This is a genomic window from Pseudomonas bubulae (genome assembly GCF_037023725.1).
Classification (GTDB): domain Bacteria; phylum Pseudomonadota; class Gammaproteobacteria; order Pseudomonadales; family Pseudomonadaceae; genus Aquipseudomonas; species Aquipseudomonas bubulae.
Genome location: NZ_CP146077.1, coordinates 2607512 through 2626554, shown reverse-complemented (window position 1 = coordinate 2626554; position 19043 = coordinate 2607512). Strand labels below are relative to the sequence as shown.

19 protein-coding genes are annotated in these 19043 nt (G+C 60.0%); 9 read left to right on the top strand and 10 right to left on the bottom strand.

Going from position 1 to position 19043, the window contains the following annotated elements; translation table 11 throughout:
• Window positions 1-86 precede the first annotated feature (86 nt).
• Entirely contained in the window at window positions 87-1007 is a 921-nt protein-coding gene (locus V6L81_RS12230) for a LysR family transcriptional regulator (protein WP_095002345.1), read from the bottom strand.
• Window positions 1008-1313: 306 nt separating this feature from the next.
• Between V6L81_RS12230 and V6L81_RS12225 the strand changes: the two genes are divergently transcribed.
• From V6L81_RS12225 to pcp, 3 genes are read left to right on the top strand one after another with little or no spacing between them, the layout of a single operon-like run.
• Complete coding sequence (locus tag V6L81_RS12225; protein ID WP_095002344.1) at window positions 1314-2045, top strand: DUF969 domain-containing protein; 732 nt, start codon at window positions 1314-1316, stop codon at window positions 2043-2045.
• A complete protein-coding gene (locus V6L81_RS12220; RefSeq protein WP_095002343.1) occupies window positions 2042-2992 on the top strand; it encodes a DUF979 domain-containing protein in 951 nt (316 codons plus the stop codon). The genes V6L81_RS12225 and V6L81_RS12220 overlap by 4 nt, the downstream gene beginning before the upstream one ends.
• Window positions 2993-2999: 7 nt before the next feature.
• Window positions 3000-3638, top strand: coding sequence for a pyroglutamyl-peptidase I (gene pcp, locus V6L81_RS12215; protein ID WP_095031859.1), 639 nt, complete (start codon window positions 3000-3002; stop codon window positions 3636-3638).
• 59 nt (window positions 3639-3697) lie between these two features.
• Here pcp and V6L81_RS12210 read toward each other — a convergent pair whose 3' ends face one another.
• Window positions 3698-4903, bottom strand: coding sequence for an MFS transporter (locus V6L81_RS12210; RefSeq protein ID WP_095002341.1), 1206 nt, complete (start codon window positions 4901-4903; stop codon window positions 3698-3700).
• Window positions 4904-5020: 117 nt separating this feature from the next.
• Between V6L81_RS12210 and V6L81_RS12205 the strand changes: the two genes are divergently transcribed.
• Both V6L81_RS12205 and V6L81_RS12200 read left to right on the top strand, forming a co-directional pair.
• Window positions 5021-5632, top strand: a complete 612-nt coding sequence (locus V6L81_RS12205; RefSeq protein WP_095018821.1) for a TetR/AcrR family transcriptional regulator — start codon at window positions 5021-5023, stop codon at window positions 5630-5632.
• Window positions 5633-5962: 330 nt separating this feature from the next.
• The gene (locus tag V6L81_RS12200) at window positions 5963-7549 is read left to right on the top strand and encodes an aldehyde dehydrogenase (NADP(+)) (RefSeq protein ID WP_338659957.1); all 1587 of its coding nucleotides are present in this window, start codon (window positions 5963-5965) and stop codon (window positions 7547-7549) included.
• On the opposite strand, the gene V6L81_RS12195 is transcribed toward V6L81_RS12200, so the two are convergent.
• The 3 genes from V6L81_RS12195 to V6L81_RS12185 form a co-directional block, all read right to left on the bottom strand.
• Window positions 7543-7992 (bottom strand): hypothetical protein, encoded by a 450-nt coding sequence (locus tag V6L81_RS12195; RefSeq protein ID WP_095002338.1) that lies wholly within the window; start codon window positions 7990-7992, stop codon window positions 7543-7545. The two genes, V6L81_RS12200 and V6L81_RS12195, sit on opposite strands and share 7 nt — an antisense overlap.
• A 203-nt stretch (window positions 7993-8195) precedes the next feature.
• Window positions 8196-9455 (bottom strand): ATP-binding protein, encoded by a 1260-nt coding sequence (locus V6L81_RS12190; protein ID WP_338659956.1) that lies wholly within the window; start codon window positions 9453-9455, stop codon window positions 8196-8198.
• The gene (locus V6L81_RS12185; RefSeq protein ID WP_095028232.1) at window positions 9452-10135 is read right to left on the bottom strand and encodes a response regulator transcription factor; all 684 of its coding nucleotides are present in this window, start codon (window positions 10133-10135) and stop codon (window positions 9452-9454) included. Before V6L81_RS12185 ends, V6L81_RS12190 begins: the two co-directional genes overlap by 4 nt.
• A gap of 183 nt (window positions 10136-10318) precedes the next feature.
• Here V6L81_RS12185 and bamA point away from each other — a divergent pair, with 183 nt between their 5' ends.
• The 3 genes from bamA to V6L81_RS12170 all read left to right on the top strand — a co-directional run bounded on the left by bamA (window position 10319) and on the right by V6L81_RS12170 (window position 13433).
• On the top strand, window positions 10319-12685 hold the full coding sequence (gene bamA / locus V6L81_RS12180; protein WP_338659955.1) for an outer membrane protein assembly factor BamA: 2367 nt from the start codon (window positions 10319-10321) through the stop codon (window positions 12683-12685).
• A gap of 93 nt (window positions 12686-12778) precedes the next feature.
• Window positions 12779-13138 (top strand): type II toxin-antitoxin system RelE/ParE family toxin, encoded by a 360-nt coding sequence (locus V6L81_RS12175; protein ID WP_095002334.1) that lies wholly within the window; start codon window positions 12779-12781, stop codon window positions 13136-13138.
• Window positions 13131-13433 (top strand): XRE family transcriptional regulator, encoded by a 303-nt coding sequence (locus tag V6L81_RS12170; RefSeq protein WP_165484571.1) that lies wholly within the window; start codon window positions 13131-13133, stop codon window positions 13431-13433. The genes V6L81_RS12175 and V6L81_RS12170 overlap by 8 nt, the downstream gene beginning before the upstream one ends.
• 4 nt (window positions 13434-13437) lie before the next feature.
• Here the strand turns inward: V6L81_RS12170 and V6L81_RS12165 are convergent, their stop codons facing one another.
• The 4 genes from V6L81_RS12165 to V6L81_RS12150 all read right to left on the bottom strand — a co-directional run bounded on the left by V6L81_RS12165 (window position 13438) and on the right by V6L81_RS12150 (window position 17352).
• Complete coding sequence (locus V6L81_RS12165; RefSeq protein WP_095031856.1) at window positions 13438-14496, bottom strand: linear amide C-N hydrolase; 1059 nt, start codon at window positions 14494-14496, stop codon at window positions 13438-13440.
• 22 nt (window positions 14497-14518) lie between these two features.
• A complete protein-coding gene (locus tag V6L81_RS12160) occupies window positions 14519-15280 on the bottom strand; it encodes a hypothetical protein (protein ID WP_095002331.1) in 762 nt (253 codons plus the stop codon).
• 145 nt (window positions 15281-15425) lie between these two features.
• On the bottom strand, window positions 15426-16772 hold the full coding sequence (locus V6L81_RS12155) for a glutamine synthetase family protein (protein ID WP_095002330.1): 1347 nt from the start codon (window positions 16770-16772) through the stop codon (window positions 15426-15428).
• A 22-nt stretch (window positions 16773-16794) separates the two neighbouring features.
• On the bottom strand, window positions 16795-17352 hold the full coding sequence (locus tag V6L81_RS12150; RefSeq protein ID WP_095002329.1) for a helix-turn-helix domain-containing protein: 558 nt from the start codon (window positions 17350-17352) through the stop codon (window positions 16795-16797).
• A gap of 159 nt (window positions 17353-17511) precedes the next feature.
• On the opposite strand from V6L81_RS12150, the gene V6L81_RS12145 reads away from it, so the two are divergent.
• Entirely contained in the window at window positions 17512-18099 is a 588-nt protein-coding gene (locus V6L81_RS12145) for a LysE family translocator (RefSeq protein ID WP_095026980.1), read from the top strand.
• Here V6L81_RS12145 and V6L81_RS12140 read toward each other — a convergent pair.
• Window positions 18096-18926: an AraC family transcriptional regulator gene (locus tag V6L81_RS12140; protein WP_095002327.1), complete on the bottom strand. Its 831-nt coding sequence runs from the start codon at window positions 18924-18926 to the stop codon at window positions 18096-18098. The two genes, V6L81_RS12145 and V6L81_RS12140, sit on opposite strands and share 4 nt — an antisense overlap.
• Window positions 18927-19043 lie beyond the last annotated feature (117 nt).

Below are 19043 nucleotides of genomic sequence, written 5' to 3'. Positions count from 1 at the left end.
GTCCTCGTCTGTCTCGGAAGGTTGGAGGAAATTTTGCGCCGCAAACTGCACACATAACAGGTGCAGATAACGCGAAAAAATACGGATCAGATGCCCGGCAGCACAAAATGCCCAGGCTCAACGCTGTGTTGGTACTCGGCAACAACCGCCTGACTCAGGTTGACCACCGCCTCATTCAGCTCCAGCCCCGCCCCCGTGCGCCAACTGGCGTATACCGCAAAGCCCGGTGCAGTCTCGATCGGCAACGCAATCATGGCCCCGCTCTGCAGTTCGCGGCTGACCAGTACCGGCGGCAGGGCACCGATGCCAAAGCCGTCCGCCACCAGTTTGATAATCGCCGCCACCGAGTTGATGCAACTGATGCGTGGCGCGGCAATATCGTGCTGGTGCAGAAAATTGAGCATGTCCTGATGCGGCCGCGACAAGCGTGAAAAGGTCAGCAAGCGCTCCTCGCAAAGATCCGCCAGGTCACGGTAGCTGCGGTTCAGGGCTGCGTCCCTGGCCACAATCCAACTCAACGGGTAACTGGCCAGCTGTACATTGCGCACGCCGTCGGCACGCAATAAATCCGTCTGAAAAATCAGATCCAGCTGACCTTTAAGCAATTGTTCATTAAGGTTCAGCGCCGTATCGGCGGTCAGTTCAACCTCTACCTGGGGGTAATCGCGGCTCAGCGCACTGATCAGATCGCTCAGCCAGCTATGGATAACCGTGTCCATCACGCCGATGCGCAGGCGCCCGGCAAACCTGTCCGCCTGCCCCAGCGATTGCAGAAGGCGTTGCTGGGTGGCCAGCATTTCTTCGGCGTAACCCAGCACCTGATGGCCTTCACGGGTGAGGTTGACGCCACGGGAATCGCGCTGGAACAACTGCACGCCAAGCTCGGTTTCGAGGACTGAAATGCGGCTCGAAATCGCTGCCTGGGTACTGGATAACTTTTCGGCGGTCAGCCGAAAACTGCCAAGGCGCGCTACCCAGACGAATGTCAGAAGAAATCGCATGTTCATACAGGACGCCCCACCCAATCAAAACCAGGGCAGCACTGTAAACCCTTGCCGCAGGGACAGGCCAGTCGGCTTAAGTCGGTGATTGATAAAACTTTTCTGTTCGGTGGTGACAACTTTTATTGACTGGACGCACAACCCAAAGCCACCAACCATATCGGGCAATGAGGCCCATAGGGCCTCAACAATAAAAAAACACGCTGAGTCCGGCAGCGTACCGATTTTTCGAAAGTGTGCCTGACCGCTTTCGACTTGCCCACGCCAGCCTGCCCTGGTGCTGCGGCAATCAGCTAAAGGGATTGCCCCCTCATGCAAACCGTCGTAAACCTTTGGCCCTTGATTGGCGTGTTCGTCATCATCATCGGCTTTGTGCTGCGCTTTAACCCACTGTTGGTGGTCAGCGCGGCGGCTATCGTCACCGGCCTTGCGGCCAACTTCCCGCTGGAAAAAATCATCAGTGAAATGGGTGAAGGCTTCCTGCAAACCCGCGCCCTGCAATTGATTCTGCTGCTGCCCCTGGCCGTGATCGGCCTGCTGGAGCGTCACGGCCTGCGTCTGCACGCGCAAAACTGGATCGCCAGCTTCCAGCGCGCAACGGTCGGCCGGTTGCTGATTATGTACCTGTTCGTGCGTGAGACCACCGCTGCTGTAGGCCTGACCAGTCTGGGCGGGCATCCGCAAATGGTCCGCCCGCTGCTGGCCCCGATGGCCGAGGGCGCAGCCGAGAACAAGTACGGCAAGCTGCCTGCTCCTGTGCGGCAGAAAGTCCTGGCCATGTGTGCCGCCACCGACAACATCGGCTTGTTTTTTGGTGAAGACGTGTTTGTGGCCTTCGGCGCAATCGCACTGATGCACACCTTCCTGCTGGGTTCGGGGCTTGATGTCGAGCCGCTGCACATCGCTTTCTGGGGAATTCCGACGGCGATTTGCGCCTTTATCGTGCATGCCCTGCGCCTGTATCGCTTTGACCTGATGCTGGAGCGCAGCATGGCCGAAGTTGCCCGGGAAGAAGTTGACGCAGCTCAGGAGCTGGCACGATGATTATTTCTATTGAGTACTTCTACTGGCTGGCGGGAGTGCTGCTGCTGATCACCGCGGGCATGATCCTGACAGACCGCACCCACCCCAAACGCTGGACCAGTGGCCTGTTCTGGGCGTTGTTCGCCATGGTGTTCCTGATTGGCGATCGCCTTTCGCCGTTCGTGGTAGGTATTGGCGTGCTGGTCATGGCCGGCATTGCCGGCATTGGCGGTGTTGGCCGAGGCACCCACGCCGAGTTGCATGTCAAGGCTGCACGGGCCAGTGCTGGCCGTCTGGGGCACAAGCTGTTTATCCCGGCCCTGTCGATTCCGCTGGTGACCGTGATCGGTTCGATCCTGCTGAAAAACACCCAGATCGGTGGCGTACCGCTGCTTGACCCGAAAAACACCACGTTCGTGTCCCTGGGCATCGGCTGCATGGTGGCCCTGGTTCTGGCCTGCATCCTGACCCGTGATACGCCGCTGCAAGGCCTGCGTGAATCGCGCCGCCTGACCGAAGCCCTGGGCTGGACCATGGTGCTGCCGCAAATGCTGGCCATGCTTGGCCTGCTGTTCAATGACGCCGGGGTCGGTACCGCCGTTGCTCATGTCACCACCGCTTATATCAACATGGACTATCGCCTGGTAGCGGTGATGGTCTACGTGCTGGGCATGGCGCTGTTCACGGTCATCATGGGCAACGGTTTTGCTGCATTCCCGGTCATGACCGGCGGGGTCGGCGTGCCGGTACTGGTCGGCATCTACGATGCCAACCCGGCTGTCATGGCGGCAATCGGCATGTTTTCCGGCTACTGCGGCACGCTGATGACGCCAATGGCAGCCAACTTCAATATCGTGCCCGTGGCCCTGCTGGAGCTGCCGGACAAATACGCCGTGATCAAGGCTCAAATGCCCACCGCTCTGATGATGCTGGTGGTCAATATCGTGCTTCTTTACGTACTGATGTGAGAACAGCATGCGCACTGTACTGCTGACCGGTTTCGAACCGTTCGACCAAGACACCGTCAACCCGTCCTGGGAGGCCGTACGCCTTCTGGACGGCACCTTGCAGGGCGATATGCAGATCATCGCCCGTCAGTTGCCCTGTACGTTCGCCGGAGCGCCCGAGCGACTGAGCCAACTTCTGCAGGAGTTCACCCCGACGCTGGTGATCGCCGTCGGGCTTGGCCCCGGTCGCACGGACATCTGCATCGAGCGGGTAGCGATCAATATCAACGACGCCCGCATCCCTGACAACCTTGGCTATCAGCCGATCGATACACCCGTGGTGGCGCAAGGGCCAGCGGCGTATTTCAGTACCTTGCCGCTCAAGGCAATGGTGCGGGCGATCAGGGCCGGCGGGATTCCCGCGTCGGTTTCCCATACGGCGGGCACCTTTGTCTGCAATCAGGTGTTCTATTGCCTACAGCATGCATTGGCCGGGACCGGCGTACGCGGTGGTTTTATCCACGTCCCGCCTCTGCCGGAACAGGCGGTGGTGGCTGGTGGCCCGTCCATGGCACTGGCCACCCAGGTGGAAGGGTTGCGCATCGCCGTAATCACGGCCCTGAATACCGAAGATGATGTACTTGAAGGTGGTGGCCAGGTCAGCTGATAACGCGTTGGAAACCGGGCACGATTGGTAGTCGCTGCCTGACCAACACGGCTATCGGCCTAATGACCGACAACCGCCGCCCCCGCCTGCCGGTGCCCTTGCGGGAAACCATGGGCACGGGCACTGAACACGATCCCCAGCCCGACCAGCAACAACACCAGCAACACCCAGGGGAAGACGTTCACCCCGAATTGATCGAGCAATATGCCACCGGTCAATGCCCCCGCGGCAATGGCGCTGTTCCACACCACCACGTTCATCGACAACGCAACATCGGCGCCCTCGCCTGCCGCATCGGCCAGAGCGGTTTGCAGCAGGGTGGCGGCACCGCCGAAGGACAACCCCCAAACAAAAATCCCTGCATATACGACAGCCACCGACTGCGAGAAGAAACCGAACAGCAGCGAAATCGCAGCAAATGTCGCCAGGCAAGCCATGACTGCCTTGCGCAGATGCCGGTCTACCAGTCGCCCGGTCAGCCAGATTCCCAGCAGCGCCGCCAATCCGAAGACCAGCAACACAATATCGACCTTATCGGCAAGGCCCGCCGATGCCACGAAAGGCGCGATATAGGTGTAGAGCATGTTGTGCGCCAGCATCCAGGTCAGTACCACGGCAAGCACGGAGCGCACTCCCGGTGTCAGCAGCACCTGTCGCAAGCCGATACGTTGCGAAGCAGACTGCCCTGGGTAATCAGGCACCTTGAGCACTACCCAGGCCATCAGCACCAGGGTCAAGGCCGACATCAGGCCAAATGCCGTACGCCACCCTACCAGCGCACCCAGCCAGGTGCCCAATGGCACACCCAGTGACAGGGCAATCGGCGTGCCCACCATCGCCACCGCCATGGCCCGGCCCTGCAACTGCGGGGCAACCATGCGCCGCGCATAACCTGCCAGCAGGCTCCAGGCCAACCCGGCTGATGCGCCGGCAAAAAAACGTGCAATCAGGGTCACGCCGTACTGAGACGACCACGCGGTAATCGAATTGAACAGCAGAAACCCGACAATCGTCAGCAGCAGTACGTTGCGACGCCGCCAGCCCTGGGTCGCGATGGTCAACGGGATCGCCGCCAGCAGGGAGCCCAGCGCGTAGACCGTAACCATCTGCCCCGCCAGCGCCGATGACACTTGCAGGCCGCTGCTGATTTGCGGCAACAGGCCTGCGGGTAAGGTCTCGGTAACAATGCAAATAAAACCGGTCATGGCCAGCGCCAGCAGCGCGCCCATGGGTAATCGCTCAGTGGTGTTTTGCTCTTTGCCCATGGATGCCCTGCTCCTGCTAGTTATGTATCGATAGATACAAATGTAGGGCGACGGGAAATATTGGTCAATGACTTTTGTATCGACTAGTATTTATATCTCGCTACGAAGGAGACTCAAATGGCACAGATGGGACGCCCGCGCACATTTGATCGGGACGCGGCAATCACCCAGGCCATGCACCTGTTCTGGGAGCACGGTTATGACTCGACATCGCTGAGCCAGCTCAAGGCCAATATGGGCTCAGGCATTTCCGCGCCCAGCTTTTACGCAGCTTTCGGCTCCAAGGAGGCGCTGTTCAAAGAGGTCATGACGCGCTACCTGAACAGCCATGGCAGGGTCACCGAAAGCCTGTTCGACACTCACCTGCCCCCACGCGAAGCGATCGAGCGAACGTTGCGCAGCTCCGCCAAAATGCAATGTGAGCCGGGTCACCCACGGGGTTGTCTGGTCGCTCTGGGGCTGATGAGTGCCAGTTCAGCTCAAGCGGTGGCGATAAGCGCCCCTCTGGCCGAAGCGAGGGCGCGTAACCGGGCCGGGTTTATGGCTTGTGTCGAGCGCGCCATCCGCGAGGGTGAGCTTGCCGCCCAGACTGATCCGCGAGCGCTGGCCACGGTGTTCGAGAGTTTTCTGCTGGGCCTGACCACCCTGGCTCGGGATGGTGTAGCCCATGCCGTACTGGACGCTGCGATCACCCAGGTGATGAGCACTTGGGATGCCGCGCGCGCCTGAGGGATGAGCGCTGGTTATCGGCCAATCAATATTCGTCATTGGGCAGTGCCCCCGACAAAACCTACAGTGGTCGCCTGAAAGAGCCCTTATGGCTCGCTATCGGGATAACTGCGGTGCAACTTATAACGACAATAGGCGGCGAAAACGCTGCCACTGCCTGTACTTGGGTGGCAATCCCCTGTAGCCGCTGACGAGCGCAGCGAGGCTGCTAGCGGCCCCTGCCTGTTCAAGGCCCTTCGGGCCTTGCCGCAGCCTCGCTGCGCTCGTCAGCGGCGACATGATTCGTCTCGCAACAGCGCGTCTCTGCCTTCCCACCTAAAGGAAATCCCTATGTTCCCCATCACCGGCCAGAACTTTATTGGCGGTCAGCGCAGCGGCGCCGGCACCGTTCACCTGTACAGCGTGGATGCCAGTACTGGCGAGGCATTGCCATACGCGTTTGTGCAGGCCACCGAAACCGAAGTGGATGCCGCTGTCAGCGCGGCCAATACCGCCTTCCCGGCCTTTCGCAGTTTGCCGGCCACACGCCGGGCCGAGTTTCTGGAAGCTATCGCCGAAGAAATAGACGCGCTGGGTGACGACTTTGTTGCCATCGTCTGTCGCGAAACCGCCCTGCTTGCCGCCCGGATCCAGGGCGAGCGGGGACGCACCAGCGGGCAGATGCGTCTGTTCGCCAACGTACTGCGGCGCGGCGATTTTTATGGCGCACGCATCGATCAGGCGCTACCGGACCGTCAGCCCCTGCCGCGCGCAGATCTGCGTCAATGCCGCATCGGCGTGGGCCCGGTGGCCGTGTTTGGCGCCAGCAACTTCCCGCTGGCGTTCTCCACCGCTGGCGGTGATACCGCTTCGGCACTGGCCGCAGGTTGCCCGGTGGTGTTCAAGGCACACAGCGGGCATATGGCAACTGCTGAGCAAGTTGCCCTGGCCATAGTGCGCGCTGCCGAGCGCACCGACATGCCCGCCGGTGTATTCAATATGATCTTCGGCGCGGGTGTGGGCGCAGCACTGGTCAAGCACCCGGCCATTCAGGCCGTCGGCTTTACCGGTTCGTTGTCCGGTGGCCGTGCCCTGTGCGATATGGCCGCCGCCAGACCCCAGCCAATCCCGGTGTTTGCCGAGATGTCGAGCATCAACCCGGTGCTGGTATTACCCCAGGCACTGCTCAAGCGTGGCGAGCAGATCGCACAGGAGCTGGGCAGTTCGGTGATGCTTGGCGCCGGGCAGTTCTGTACCAGTCCCGGTCTGGTACTGGGTATCCGCTCCCCTGAATTCAGCGCCTTTGTCGCCGCGCTTGGCCAGTTCTTCAGTGCTCAACCGGCGCAAACACTGCTCAACGCCGGGGGCCTGGCCAGTTACAGCAAAGGCATCCAGCGTCTGGCCCAGGTCGATGGCATCCGCCACCTTGCCGGTGCGCCGCAACAGGGCAACCAGGCCAGCCCGCAGTTGTTCCAGGCCAGTGCCAGCCTGTTGATCGGTGGTGCCGAGGTGTTGCAGGAGGAAGTCTTCGGGCCAACCACCCTGGTGGTCGAGGTCGCGGACAAGGCGCAGTTGCTGCAAGCGCTGCACAGCCTGCATGGGCAGCTGACAGCTACGCTGATTGCTGAACCTGGCGACCTTGAAGCCTTCGCCGAGGTGGTGCCCGTGCTGGAGCACAAGGCCGGGCGCCTGCTGCTCAATGGCTACCCTACCGGTGTCGAGGTGTGTGACGCGATGGTGCATGGCGGGCCTTACCCGGCGACGTCAGATGCCCGTGGCACCTCGGTCGGCACCCTGGCCATCGACCGTTTCCTGCGCCCGGTGTGCTACCAGAACTACCCTGACAGCCTGCTGCCGGATGCGCTGAAAAACGCCAACCCGCTGGGTATCGAGCGTCTGGTCAACGGCAGCCACAGCCGCAATCCGCTGGGTCACTGATCGGCGGCGTAAATCACGGTCTGGGCGCTATGCCCGGCTGCATGCCTGAGGGTGAAGTAGGTGTCGCCCTCTTCGGTCAGGATCTCGTAGCCCGCCTTGCTGGCTACGCGATTGTTGACGCTGACATGCTTGATGATCTTCAGCACCCGCTGGAACTTTACTGTCTGGGTGCCGTTCTGTGCGGGCCCGGTGAGCACATTGACGCTTTGAAACCAGCCCTGGTTCTTTTTGTTGGCGACCAGGGTACTGCTCAGCGCTTCAAAGCGTTCAAGGCGGGTAAAGCCCCATAGCGTCTGCTCTTCTACCGGTTTGCCCAACGCGCCAGCACCGGTAAACACAAACAGATTGATGGCCGGATTGTCCTCGCAAAAAAAGTCATAAGGCACCAGGCCATCAACCATTTTCTTGCCGGCAACGAACCCTTTTTTATGCACCAGAAACATGCCCAACTCCGCTCGATATTGAGCGGTAAAGTCTACGGGGGCATGGCGTACAGGGCCGTCAAGGCAATGTAATTTCGTGTAAAGATCCCCGGCGATCCCGTAGCATCTACAGGAACACTGCAACTGTGGGAGCGAGCCTGCTCGCGAAGGTCGTTCGCGAGCAGGCTCGCTCCCACAATAGGGCTTGTCCTGCAACAGAGTATCTACAGCGGCAAGGTGATTGCCACGCTCAAGCCGCCGCTCGCAAGGTTGCTCGCCTTGATGCTGCCGCCGTGCATTTCCACCGCCCTTGAAGCAATCGCCAGACCCAGGCCAAAACCGCTACCCGTCTCACTGACACCCCGCTCAAACGGGTCGAAAATCCGCTGCAACCGCGATTCTTCAACACCCGGACCCTGATCGCTGATCCGTACTGTCAGGCAGTGGCCCGCCGGGCTGGCTTCAGCCATTACCAGCACCGTGCTGTCGGCACGGGTATGGCGCACTGCATTGCGGATCACGTTCTCAAAGCAGCGATACAACAACTCGCCACTGACCCGGCTGACAAAGGACGGGCACCCTTCCAGGATCACCCGACAACCCTTGATGCCCGCTTCGAACTGCGCGTCTTCGACTATCAAGTGCAACAACTCGATGATGTCCACCGGCTCGCGTGCGATGCTCTCGGGCCGCCCCTGCACCCGGGCCAGGGTCAGCAGGGCTTCGATCAGGGTGTCCATGCGCTGCGATTCGCGCTCGATGCGTTCGACCATATCGGCGCGGGACGGGTTTTGATGCAACAACCCGATGGCGGCCTGCATGCGTGTCAGGGGCGAACGCAATTCATGGGAGATGTCATGCAACAAGTGTTGCTGGGCATCAACCAGCAGCTTGAGTTGGTTGGCCATACGGTCGCAGTCTTCGGCCAGGTCGACAATTTCATCACGCCGCGCGCCCATAAACGGCTTTACCCGGGTTTCGAATCGCCCTTGGGCCACATCGCTCATCGCCCGACGCAAATAGGCCAACGGCCAGGCCAGGTAAAACGCCATAAAGCTGCTGAACAGCGCGCTCATCACGGTTCCGATAAGCAATGGCATCAGCCCCGGTCCGCCCTCCCCACCACCGCCATTGCCGGGCACCCGCGTCGACCTGAGCGACAGCGTGAGGCCTTCCTTGCTGATCACCGTGCGCTCAAACGCCGGATTCACGATCGGCAGCCCGGCCAGCAGTCGGCCGCCACTGTCATACACCGCAATGGCCTCGTCATCGGGGTGGTGCCATACCTGCAGCAACTGCTTGCCAGCCTCGACACCGAACTGGCGCAGCAACTGCTCCTCGCTTTCAAGAATGGTATCCAGATGCGGATTGCCAGGGCCCTGGCGGCTCAAGGTGATAATGCCGATACCGACAAAAAACGTCAGGCTGGTGGCCAGCCAGAAGGCCAGGAACAGTTTCCAGAACAGCCGGCTGGGTTTCATCATTCCGCGATCAACAGATAGCCGAGCCCGCGCACGCTCTGGATCCACGCCTTGGCATCTGGTCGCGGGCCGAGCTTCTGGCGGATGCTGCTGATATGGACGTCGATACGCCGGTCATAGCGGGTCAACGGGCAGCCCAGGGCATTGAGCGACAAGTCCTGCTTGCTCACCACTTGCCCGGCACTGCGGGCCAGCTCTTCGAGCAGGCTGAACTCGGTGCTGGTTACCCCCAGCTCCCGCCCCTGCCACAGCGCCTGGCGCTTGCCGGGCCACAACACCAGCGGGCCGGTCTTGATCACCTCGGTGGTGGCCTGCTCCACCGGCTGCACCCGGCGCATGATGGCGCGCAAACGCGCCACCAGCTCCCCCGGCGAGCTGGGTTTGGGCACATAGTCATCGGCGCCAAGCTCCAGGCCGGTGATGCGGTCGATGTTGTCGCCACGGGCAGTGAGCAACACCACCGGCACCTGACTGCGTGCGCGAATGCGCCGCAGCACTTCGATCCCCGACAGTCGCGGCAGCATCACATCCAGCACCACAATGCTGTATTGCCCGGACAGCGCCTGCACCTCGCCCTCCTCGCCGGTATGCACCGCAGTCGCTTCAAAGCCTTCGCGCTCCAGATACTCACTGAGCAAACCGGTCAGTTCCTGGTCATCGTCGACGAGCAATACACGGATCATGGCGAACTCTTGAAGGGGGGATCTGCCCATTATCGTCCTTGCGGCCCGCAGCGTCATTGCCTGCGGCCAACCTTTACCTAACTTGACACTCGGTTAACCGCACCATACGCCCCGAACTTTTATGCTGGACCTCCACCAGCCTGCTTGTGCTGTTTGTCGATGTGTCCTGGATAAATGATCTACATGAATTTTGCGCGCCTGCTCTGCTCGGTTGCACTGCTGCTCAATGCCTCACTGGCCCACGCCCAGGGCTTCAAGATTGCCGATATCCGTATCAACGGCCTGCAGCGGGTGTCCGCCGGCAGCGTGTTCGGTGCCCTGCCCTTGAACGTTGGCGAACAGGTCGATGACCAGCAACTGGTGGAATCCACGCGCGCACTGTTCAAGACCGGATTCTTTCAAGATATTCAGCTGGGCCGCGACGGCGACGTCCTGGTGATCACCGTAGTCGAGCGGCCGTCCATTGCCAATATCGACATCGAGGGCAACAAGGCGATCTCCACCGATGACCTGATGAAAGGCCTCAAGCAATCGGGGCTGGCCGAAGGCGAAGTGTTCCAGCGCGCCACGCTCGAAGGTGTACGCAATGAGCTGCTGCGTCAGTACGTAGCCCAGGGGCGTTACTCGGCCGCGGTGGACGCCGAGGTGGTGGCCCAGCCGCGCAACCGCGTCGGCCTCAAGATCAGGATCGACGAAGGCGAAGTGGCCGCGATCAAGCACATCAATGTGGTGGGCAATACCGTCTTCGACCAGGCCGAGCTGGACGATCAGTTCACCCTCAAGACCAGCAACTGGCTGTCGTTCTTCAAGAACGATGACAAGTATGCCCGGGAAAAACTGTCCGGCGATCTGGAGCGTTTGCGCTCGTACTACATGGACCGCGGCTATATCAATATGGAAATCCTGTCGACCCAGGTGTCGATCAGCCCGGACAAAAAGCAGGTCTTCATTACCGTCAATATCAGCGAAGGCGCCAAATACACCGTGCGCGACATTACGCTGCGCGGTGACCTTAAAGTACCCGAAGATCAGATCCACGCCTTGCTGCTGGTACAAAAGGGCCAGGTATTTTCGCGCAAGCTGATGACCTCCACCTCGGACCTGATCACCCGCCGCCTGGGCAACGAAGGCTATACCTTTGCCAACGTCAACGCGGTGCCGGTCCCAAGCAAGGACGGCAACACGGTAGATATCGAATTCGTGGTCGACCCGGGCAAGCGCGCGTATGCCAACCGCATCAACTTTCGCGGCAATACCAAGACCGAAGACCAGGTCTTGCGCCGAGAGATGCGCCAGATGGAAGGCGGCTGGGCTTCGACCTACCTGATCGACCAGTCCAAAACGCGGCTTGAGCGCCTGGGTTACTTCAAGGAAGTCAACGTCGAGACCCCGGCGGTGGCGGGAGTCGACGATCAGGTTGACGTCAATTACAGCGTTGAAGAGCAGTCTTCCGGCTCGATCACTGCCAGCGTCGGCTTTGCCCAGAGTGCCGGCCTGATTCTTGGTGGTTCTATCACCCAGAACAACTTTCTGGGCACGGGCAACTCCGCCAGCCTGGGCCTGACCCGCTCCGAGTACCAGAGCAAGTACAACATCGGTTTTACCGATCCGTACTTCACCAAGGATGGCGTCAGCCTTGGCTACAACGCGTTCTACAACAAGACCGACTACAACGATTACTACGACGATGGCGTGTCGTACTACTCGATCAACAGTTATGGCGCCGGTGCCACCCTGGGCTACCCGATCAATGAAACCTCACGGATCAGTTTCGGCCTCACCGCGCAGCACGACAGCATCGAGCCCGGCACCTACAGTGCCGACGAGATCTATGATTTTATCGACCGCGAAGGCAAGGAATTTACCAATTTCAAGGCCAACCTGGGCTGGTCGGAATCGACCCTGAACAAGGGCATCCTGGCTACCCGCGGCTATGCGCAAAACCTTAACCTGATGGTCACGGTGCCCGGCAGCGACCTGAGCTTCTACAAGATCGACTACACCGGCCAGACCTTCCTGCCCGTCAGTGCATCCACCTCACTGCGCTTTCACACCAAGCTGGGCTACGGCAACGGCTATGGCTCCACCGATGGCCTGCCATTCTATGAAAACTACACTGCGGGCGGTGAAGGCACGGTGCGCGGTTTTGAAAGCGGCACCCTGGGCCCGCGCAACACCCCGGCCACCGGCACCTATAGCAGCGCCGGGCAGGCGTACTACTCCGACCGCGACACCGAGGCGCTAGGCGGCAATATCATGATCACCGGCGGGGTCGAGTACCTGTTCCCGATGCCCTTTATCAAGGACAACAAATCCCTGCGCACCTCGCTGTTCTGGGATGTGGGCAGCGTGTACTCGGACAAATGCTACCTGAGCACCACCACCGGCTGTGACGGCGTGGACCTCAGCCAGATGGCCAGTTCCGTAGGGGTGGGCGTGACCTGGTACAGCCCGATGGGCCCGCTGAGCGTCAACCTCGCGCTGCCCATCCGCAAACCGGATGATGCAGAAACACAGGTGTTCCAGTTCTCCATGGGGCAGACGTTTTAAAAGCACGACAGGTGATCGCACGGGCTTGAGCCACTGGTCATCTGGCGATCAGGCGCGCTTGATAGATGTACCATTTTAGGTACACTCAAGTTCATGACTGGAATCCCTCCCATCCTGACGGTTGCTTTTTTTCGCACCGAAGCCGGTAACGAACCCGTTCGCGAATGGTTAATCGGCCTTGGGCGCGAGCAAAGACGACTGATTGGCACCGATATTAAGACCGTGCAACTTGGCTGGCCGATTGGCATGCCGGTTGTTCGCAAACTGGAGCCAAAACTGTGGGAAGTTCGCTCTGATCTGGATGGCGTCATTGCCCGTATAATCTTTACGGTAATCGGCTCACAGATGATCCTGCTTCACGGATTTATCAAGAAAAGTCAGAAAGCCCCGGCGGTGGATCTGCAAACCGCCAGGCAGCGCCATGCAAAACTACGAGGTACCGCACATGAATAACCATATCGGCTCCGACTTTGACGACTTTCTCTCGGAACAAGGCCTTGCAGAAGAGGTTTCGGCCGCCGCACTCAAACGCGTTATTGCCTGGCAGATAACCCAGGCCATGAAAGAGCAGCACGTCAGCAAAAAAAACCTGGCCGACCGCATGCATACCAGCCGCACGGCGGTGGATCGGGCGCTCGACCAGAATGACCCAGGCATGACCCTGGCCACCCTGGCCAGCGCCGCACGGGCATTAGGCCAACGCGTAGAAATTCGTCTGGTTCCGGAGCACACAGCCGAACAGGGTTAACCCCTTACGCCCCTTCAAACTTGAAGGCCGGAGTGGCCTTGAAGCGGCTTGAAACCTCCCCGGAGTAAATGGTGCTTTGGTCCGGGCCCAGATCCAGTTTTTTGACCGCGCCTGTAGCCCTGGTGAAATCGATCTTGTTCAAGTCCACCCAGAAGGTGTTTGGTGTAATGGCCGACTCGAAAAAGTACAGCCCCTGCTTGTGGTCGATTACCGAGCGCCAGCGCGTCGAGGAAATATTCGGCTCGCCGGGAGTGGTGATGCCATACGGCACTGAAACGTTGCGGATCACGCTGAATACACTGGCCAGCGACAAGCGCGAGTCCTGGTTTTTCGGCACCGCATTGACGTAAAACGAGGCCCGGGCAAAACGGTCCGCCGAGCGATTGGTACCCGGTAGCATTACCGTCCCGCCGATGGCTTGCCAGTAGGCGTTCATGGCCAGTTGGGCATCGAACGCCGGGGAGTTGGTCATGACCTGATAGCTGCGATCATGGTGGATCACCTGCTTGCCATCGATAAACTCAATGATGGCGCTGTCACCCGATGCATCGGACATTGAAAGATGCAAGGTCGCCAGGCGACTTTCACCCGGCACATTGGCGGTAACCACGGTAAAGGGTTCAGTCTTGAGCACCGCCACCGCTTCGGCAACGCTGCTGAAATTGTCCAGTACATACTGAGCCCAGGCGGCAATGCTCAGCCCCGGTTTACCCTGATTGACCGGCGGGTACTCGGACTCGACCAGCCACAGCAGGTTAGCCGACAGCCCCGCTTCGTTGACGCCGTCGGTGGTGGAAATGTCATAGCCGCTGGCAATCACGCTGCCGTACTTTGATGTCCACTTCAGCGACCCCGGCCCTACTTCACCTGTGCGCTGCATGCCCTGGGGGAAGATCCACAGGTTGGTGGCCACGTCGGTTTTCCAGTCCATCGAACGCGCCGTAATCACCCTGTCGTTGTCCCCCAGATACACCAGGCGGGTACAGGCAGTAGCCACCGGCAGCGCCAGCATAAAGCCCGCCAGGGCCAGCGTCAGGTTGCGGGTGTGTTTGAGCAGTTGCATTCCCTTGTCTCCTCGGTACTTGTCAGAAGCGCATGGACAGGCCCAGTACCGGGCCGCGCTGGGTCACGTCGTACTTGAACTTGTTGCCGGTAAAGTCGGTGGTGCGGTAATTTTGCGCCAGAACCCGATAGCCGACGCGGATGATCGTGGGGTGATCGGCCAGGTACATGCGGTAGCCCAGATACCCTTGAGCGTTCCAGGTTTTCTTTGAGGAGGTATCCAGCCCGCCGGTGTCGGTTTCACCGGACAGGGTCCAGCGGTCGGTCAGGTCAGCCTGCATGCGCAGCCCCACGAACGGATCGGTCCACTCGGTTTTTTTCTTGGTGCTGAACCCCAGCGAGTCAATGTCCAGCTTGGTTGACAGCTTGGTCCAGCGCACACCGATCGTAGGTTCGACACGCCAGGTGCGCGGCTCGCCAAAAATCGTTTGACCACCCAACTCATACTCATAGGCCCGGTAATAGGTGCCGACAGCCAGGGTGCTCTGGGTGATCGCCAGGCCCACCTTGCGCCCGTACACCCGTTCGGACTGATCGGTTTTAGCGTGGACGCCGTCGATATAAAAACCCAGTGTGCGATTGGTCAATTCCAGATTGCCCATAAATACCGTGCTCAGGTTTTCCCAGACATCCGCAAATGGAACATCAACCTTGGTATTGACCCCGCCAAGCGCCGCCTGCCCGCTCATGGAGGGCGCCCAGACAAAGGGGCTGGCCAGCAATAACCATTGTGAGTCCGCAGGCTGATCAGCATGTGCCACCTGCACGAACAGCAACAGCGGCAAAGCCGTTGCAGCTCTATTGAACCTTGTATTTTTCATCGCCCTGACTGACCAGCATCTGATTTGATCATTAGGTATAGCAGCTCTCACCTGAAAACCTGCTGTCAGGAGTAGGCATTGTTGCGATCAAAAACTCTTGTATGGGTTTTTACATAAACCAGCGATATTCCCGGGCACTGATTTCCTGCATAAAGGCCAGATGATCCTGGCGCTTGTTCTCGCAGTACACATCGACAAATTCGCCGCCCAGCCCTTCACGCAGCTGCGGCTGGTGCTGCATGGCGCGCACGGCCTCAAGCATGTCCAGCGGGAAGGCGATGCCGCTGCTGCGGTCTTCGTTCAGGGGTAGGATCGGCTCCTTGCCCGCTTCCAGCCCGTGTTCGAGCCCCACCAGAATCGCCGCCAATACCAGATACGGATTGGCATCAGCGCCCGCAAGGCGATACTCGACCCGCAGGTTTTTACTGTCCGATTCCGGGATACGCAAGCACGCATCGCGGTCCTCATACCCCCAACTGGCCTGGGTGGCGATATTGGTCGTACCGCCCAGGCGGCGAAAAGCATTGTGGTTAGGTGCAAATATCGGCATGCACGCCGGCAATAATTCCAGGCAACCGCCGATAGCGTGGCGCAAGGGCTGCTGCTGGTTGGCCGCCAGCAAGTTGTTGCCGCCCGCGTCGTACAGACTGACATGCACATGCATGCCGCTGCCCGGGTGCTCCAGGTAGGGTTTGGCCATAAAGCTGGCGCGATAGCCATGCTTGAGCGCCACCCCGCGGGTACTGCGACAGAACAGCGCCGCCCAGTCCGCGGCACGCAAACCGTCATCGAGGTGAGCGAAATTGATTTCGAACTGCCCCGGGCCCAGCTCGGCCGTAATCACGGTGGCATCAATCCCTTGGGCCTGGGCCGCATCGACCATGTCATCCAGCACCGGGGCAAAGCGCGACAACCGCTCGATATGCATAGTGGGCTGATCGTCGGCATCATCGCTCAAGTGATCACGGGGGAACTGCGGCAAGCCATCGCGCAGCTTCTTGTCGAACAGGTAGAACTCCAGCTCGAACGCCACCACCGGGCGAATGCCTTTGCGCGCCAGCCGGGCCAGCACCCGGGCCAGGACTTCGCGGGGCTCGAAGACGATCGGCTGTTCAGTGCCGTCAGAAGTGATCAGCATCTGGCCCAGGGGCTTGTCTTCCCAGGTCACCGGCTTGAGCGTGCCCGGTACCAGACGCCGCACGGCATCCGGGTCGCCATCGTTGAAACAATAGTCGCCAATCTTGAACAATCCGCCCTGCACCCCTAGCAACACACAGTTCTGCGGCAGTTTCAGGACGCTGCCGGCCGCGACTTTTTCCAGCATGTCGATGGGGTAACGCTTGCCGTAGAAATGCCCGGGGATATCCAGGGAGATCAGGTCGACATAACGCACCTCGGGGTTGCGCTGACGAAACGCACGCACTTCGGCCAGCAGATCAGAGCAGGCAGCATCCATCTTCAAGGTTCCTTTGTTGTTATCAGGTGTAAACCCACAGCACGCGGGCAAGCTGCTGTGTCAGGTTGGCGTAGCGACAGCGCGTATGGCTGTCGAACTGGAAACTGTCACCGGCATTGAGGGTGGCAGGCTCAGCGTCGTCGCCCAGCCACAGGGTCAATTGCCCTTCAATGACATAGCCGCCCTGCTCCGAGCTGTCGGTCATAAGCCGTTCGCCGCTGCTGGCGCCGGCTTCCAGCAGGCTTTCGAGCATGGAGAACGACGCACGGATTTGTGGCGAGACCAGGATATCGGTGATGCCGTTGCCCAGGTACAGCGTGCGTCGCTCGTCCGGGCGGGTCACCCAGGGCAACTGCTTGGGCTTGGGCAAACTGTAGAAATAGGTGGTGGGCACACCCAGGGTTTCACTGATGGCCGTCAGGTCGGCCACCGTGGGCTGGGACAGGCCGCGCTCGACCTGGGACAAAAAACCCACGGAGCGGCCAATTTTATCGGCCAGTTCCTTGAGCGTGTACTTCTTGTGCTTGCGCAGGTCGTGGATAAGGATGGCCAGGGCGGCCATCTCTTCTTGCTTGTTCATCCCGGGCCGCCATGAAATTTAAATCATTTATTTTCATGAAAAAATACAGATTAAATTTCATAAACGCAAGATGCCTCCGTACAGGGGAGTTTTGTTCAATACGCTTGGGTCCGCGCCCCATAACCTCAGGGCTCAACCTTGGAGCGGAGAACAATAACGATGAGCGTGCTGATTTCAATGGCGGCGTTCGCCCTGGCAGCCTCCATCTCACCGGGGCCGGTGAATGTGGTGGCCCTGAGTTCGGGTATGCAGTTCGGCCTGGGGCCCAGTCTGCGCCATGTGCTGGGGGCCACCGTCGGTTTTGTGGTGTTGCTGCTGTTTACCGGTTTTGGCCTGCATGAAGTGCTCAAGCAGTGGCCGATCCTCACCGACCTGATCCGCTGGGCCGGCATGGCATTTTTGTTGTACCTGGCCTGGAAACTGGCGATGGATAACGGCCGCATCGAGTTTGGCGGGGACGCCCGGCAGCCATCGTTTTTTACCGGCGCCGCCATGCAATGGCTCAACCCCAAAGCCTGGCTGGCGGCGGTTGCAGGTATGGGCGCGTTTGTTTCGGGGGGCGAAGCCACGCTGATCTGGGCATTTGCACTGATCTACTTTGTAGTCTGCTACCTGTCAGTGGCTTGCTGGGCCTACACCGGCGCCTTTCTGAGCCGTTACCTGCACAGCACCCGGCGCATCCGCCTGTTCAATCGCGGCATGGCGGCCATGCTGGTGGGCTGCGCGGTGTCCTTGCTGTGGTTTTAGCCCTTGTACTGTCCGGGCGTGGCCGCGAGGTGTTTTTTGAACACCCGCTGGAAATGCGCCTGATCGGCAAAACCGGTTTGCTGGGCGATATCGGCGATCAACGCCCCTTCGCGCAGTTGCGCCTGGGCATGTTGAATGCGCCGATTGATCAGATAGGCGTGGGGCGTCATATGGTAACGCTGCTCGAAGGCACGGATCAGGTAAGCCTCCGACAGGCTGGCGGCGGCACAGATATCCTGCAGGCGAATGGTGTGCAGGAAACGCTCGTCGATAAATTTGGCGGCGCGCTCCACCCGTGCATTGGCGCTCTTGCGAAGCACCAGCGGGCCGCCCAGTTCCTGTTGCATCGCTGAAAAGAACTTGACCGCCGACTCGTGCTTGGCCAGCCCCTCGAGGTGCGGGTCGACCAGCTGCGCATACAGGGCGGTCAGGCCATTGAACAACCCCGGCGAGCGGGTGTGGGTGGCCGCCAGGGGCTGGAACACCCCGCTGGCCTGATCGTCAAACGCCTGTTGAATGCCTGCCAGCCACTGCGCATCGACATACAGCATCACATAGGACCATGGCTGGTCGTCCAGCGGATTACAGGCGTGGACATCTCCCGGGTTCATCAACACCACCGTGCCGGCGCTGATACCGTGACTGGTTTTCTCATGCAGGTAAGTGCAGCAGCCGGAGGTGATGGCGCCGATGGAGAAAATCTCGTGGGAGTGTCGGGCATAGCAGACCTTACGGCCATCGGCGATGGAGCGCGCTTCGATAAAGGGCAACTGCGCGTCCCGCCAGAACCGGGGTGTAGCGCAGTGTGTTGACGGGCTTGCGGGCATGGTAGCGTGACCGTGATGGGCAGGTGTCTGATCACCAGACTAGCACCTTGGCTGACCGTCCGTAGCAGCTGCCGCAGGAACGAGGCTGCGTTCGGTTGCGAAGCGACCGTAAACCCT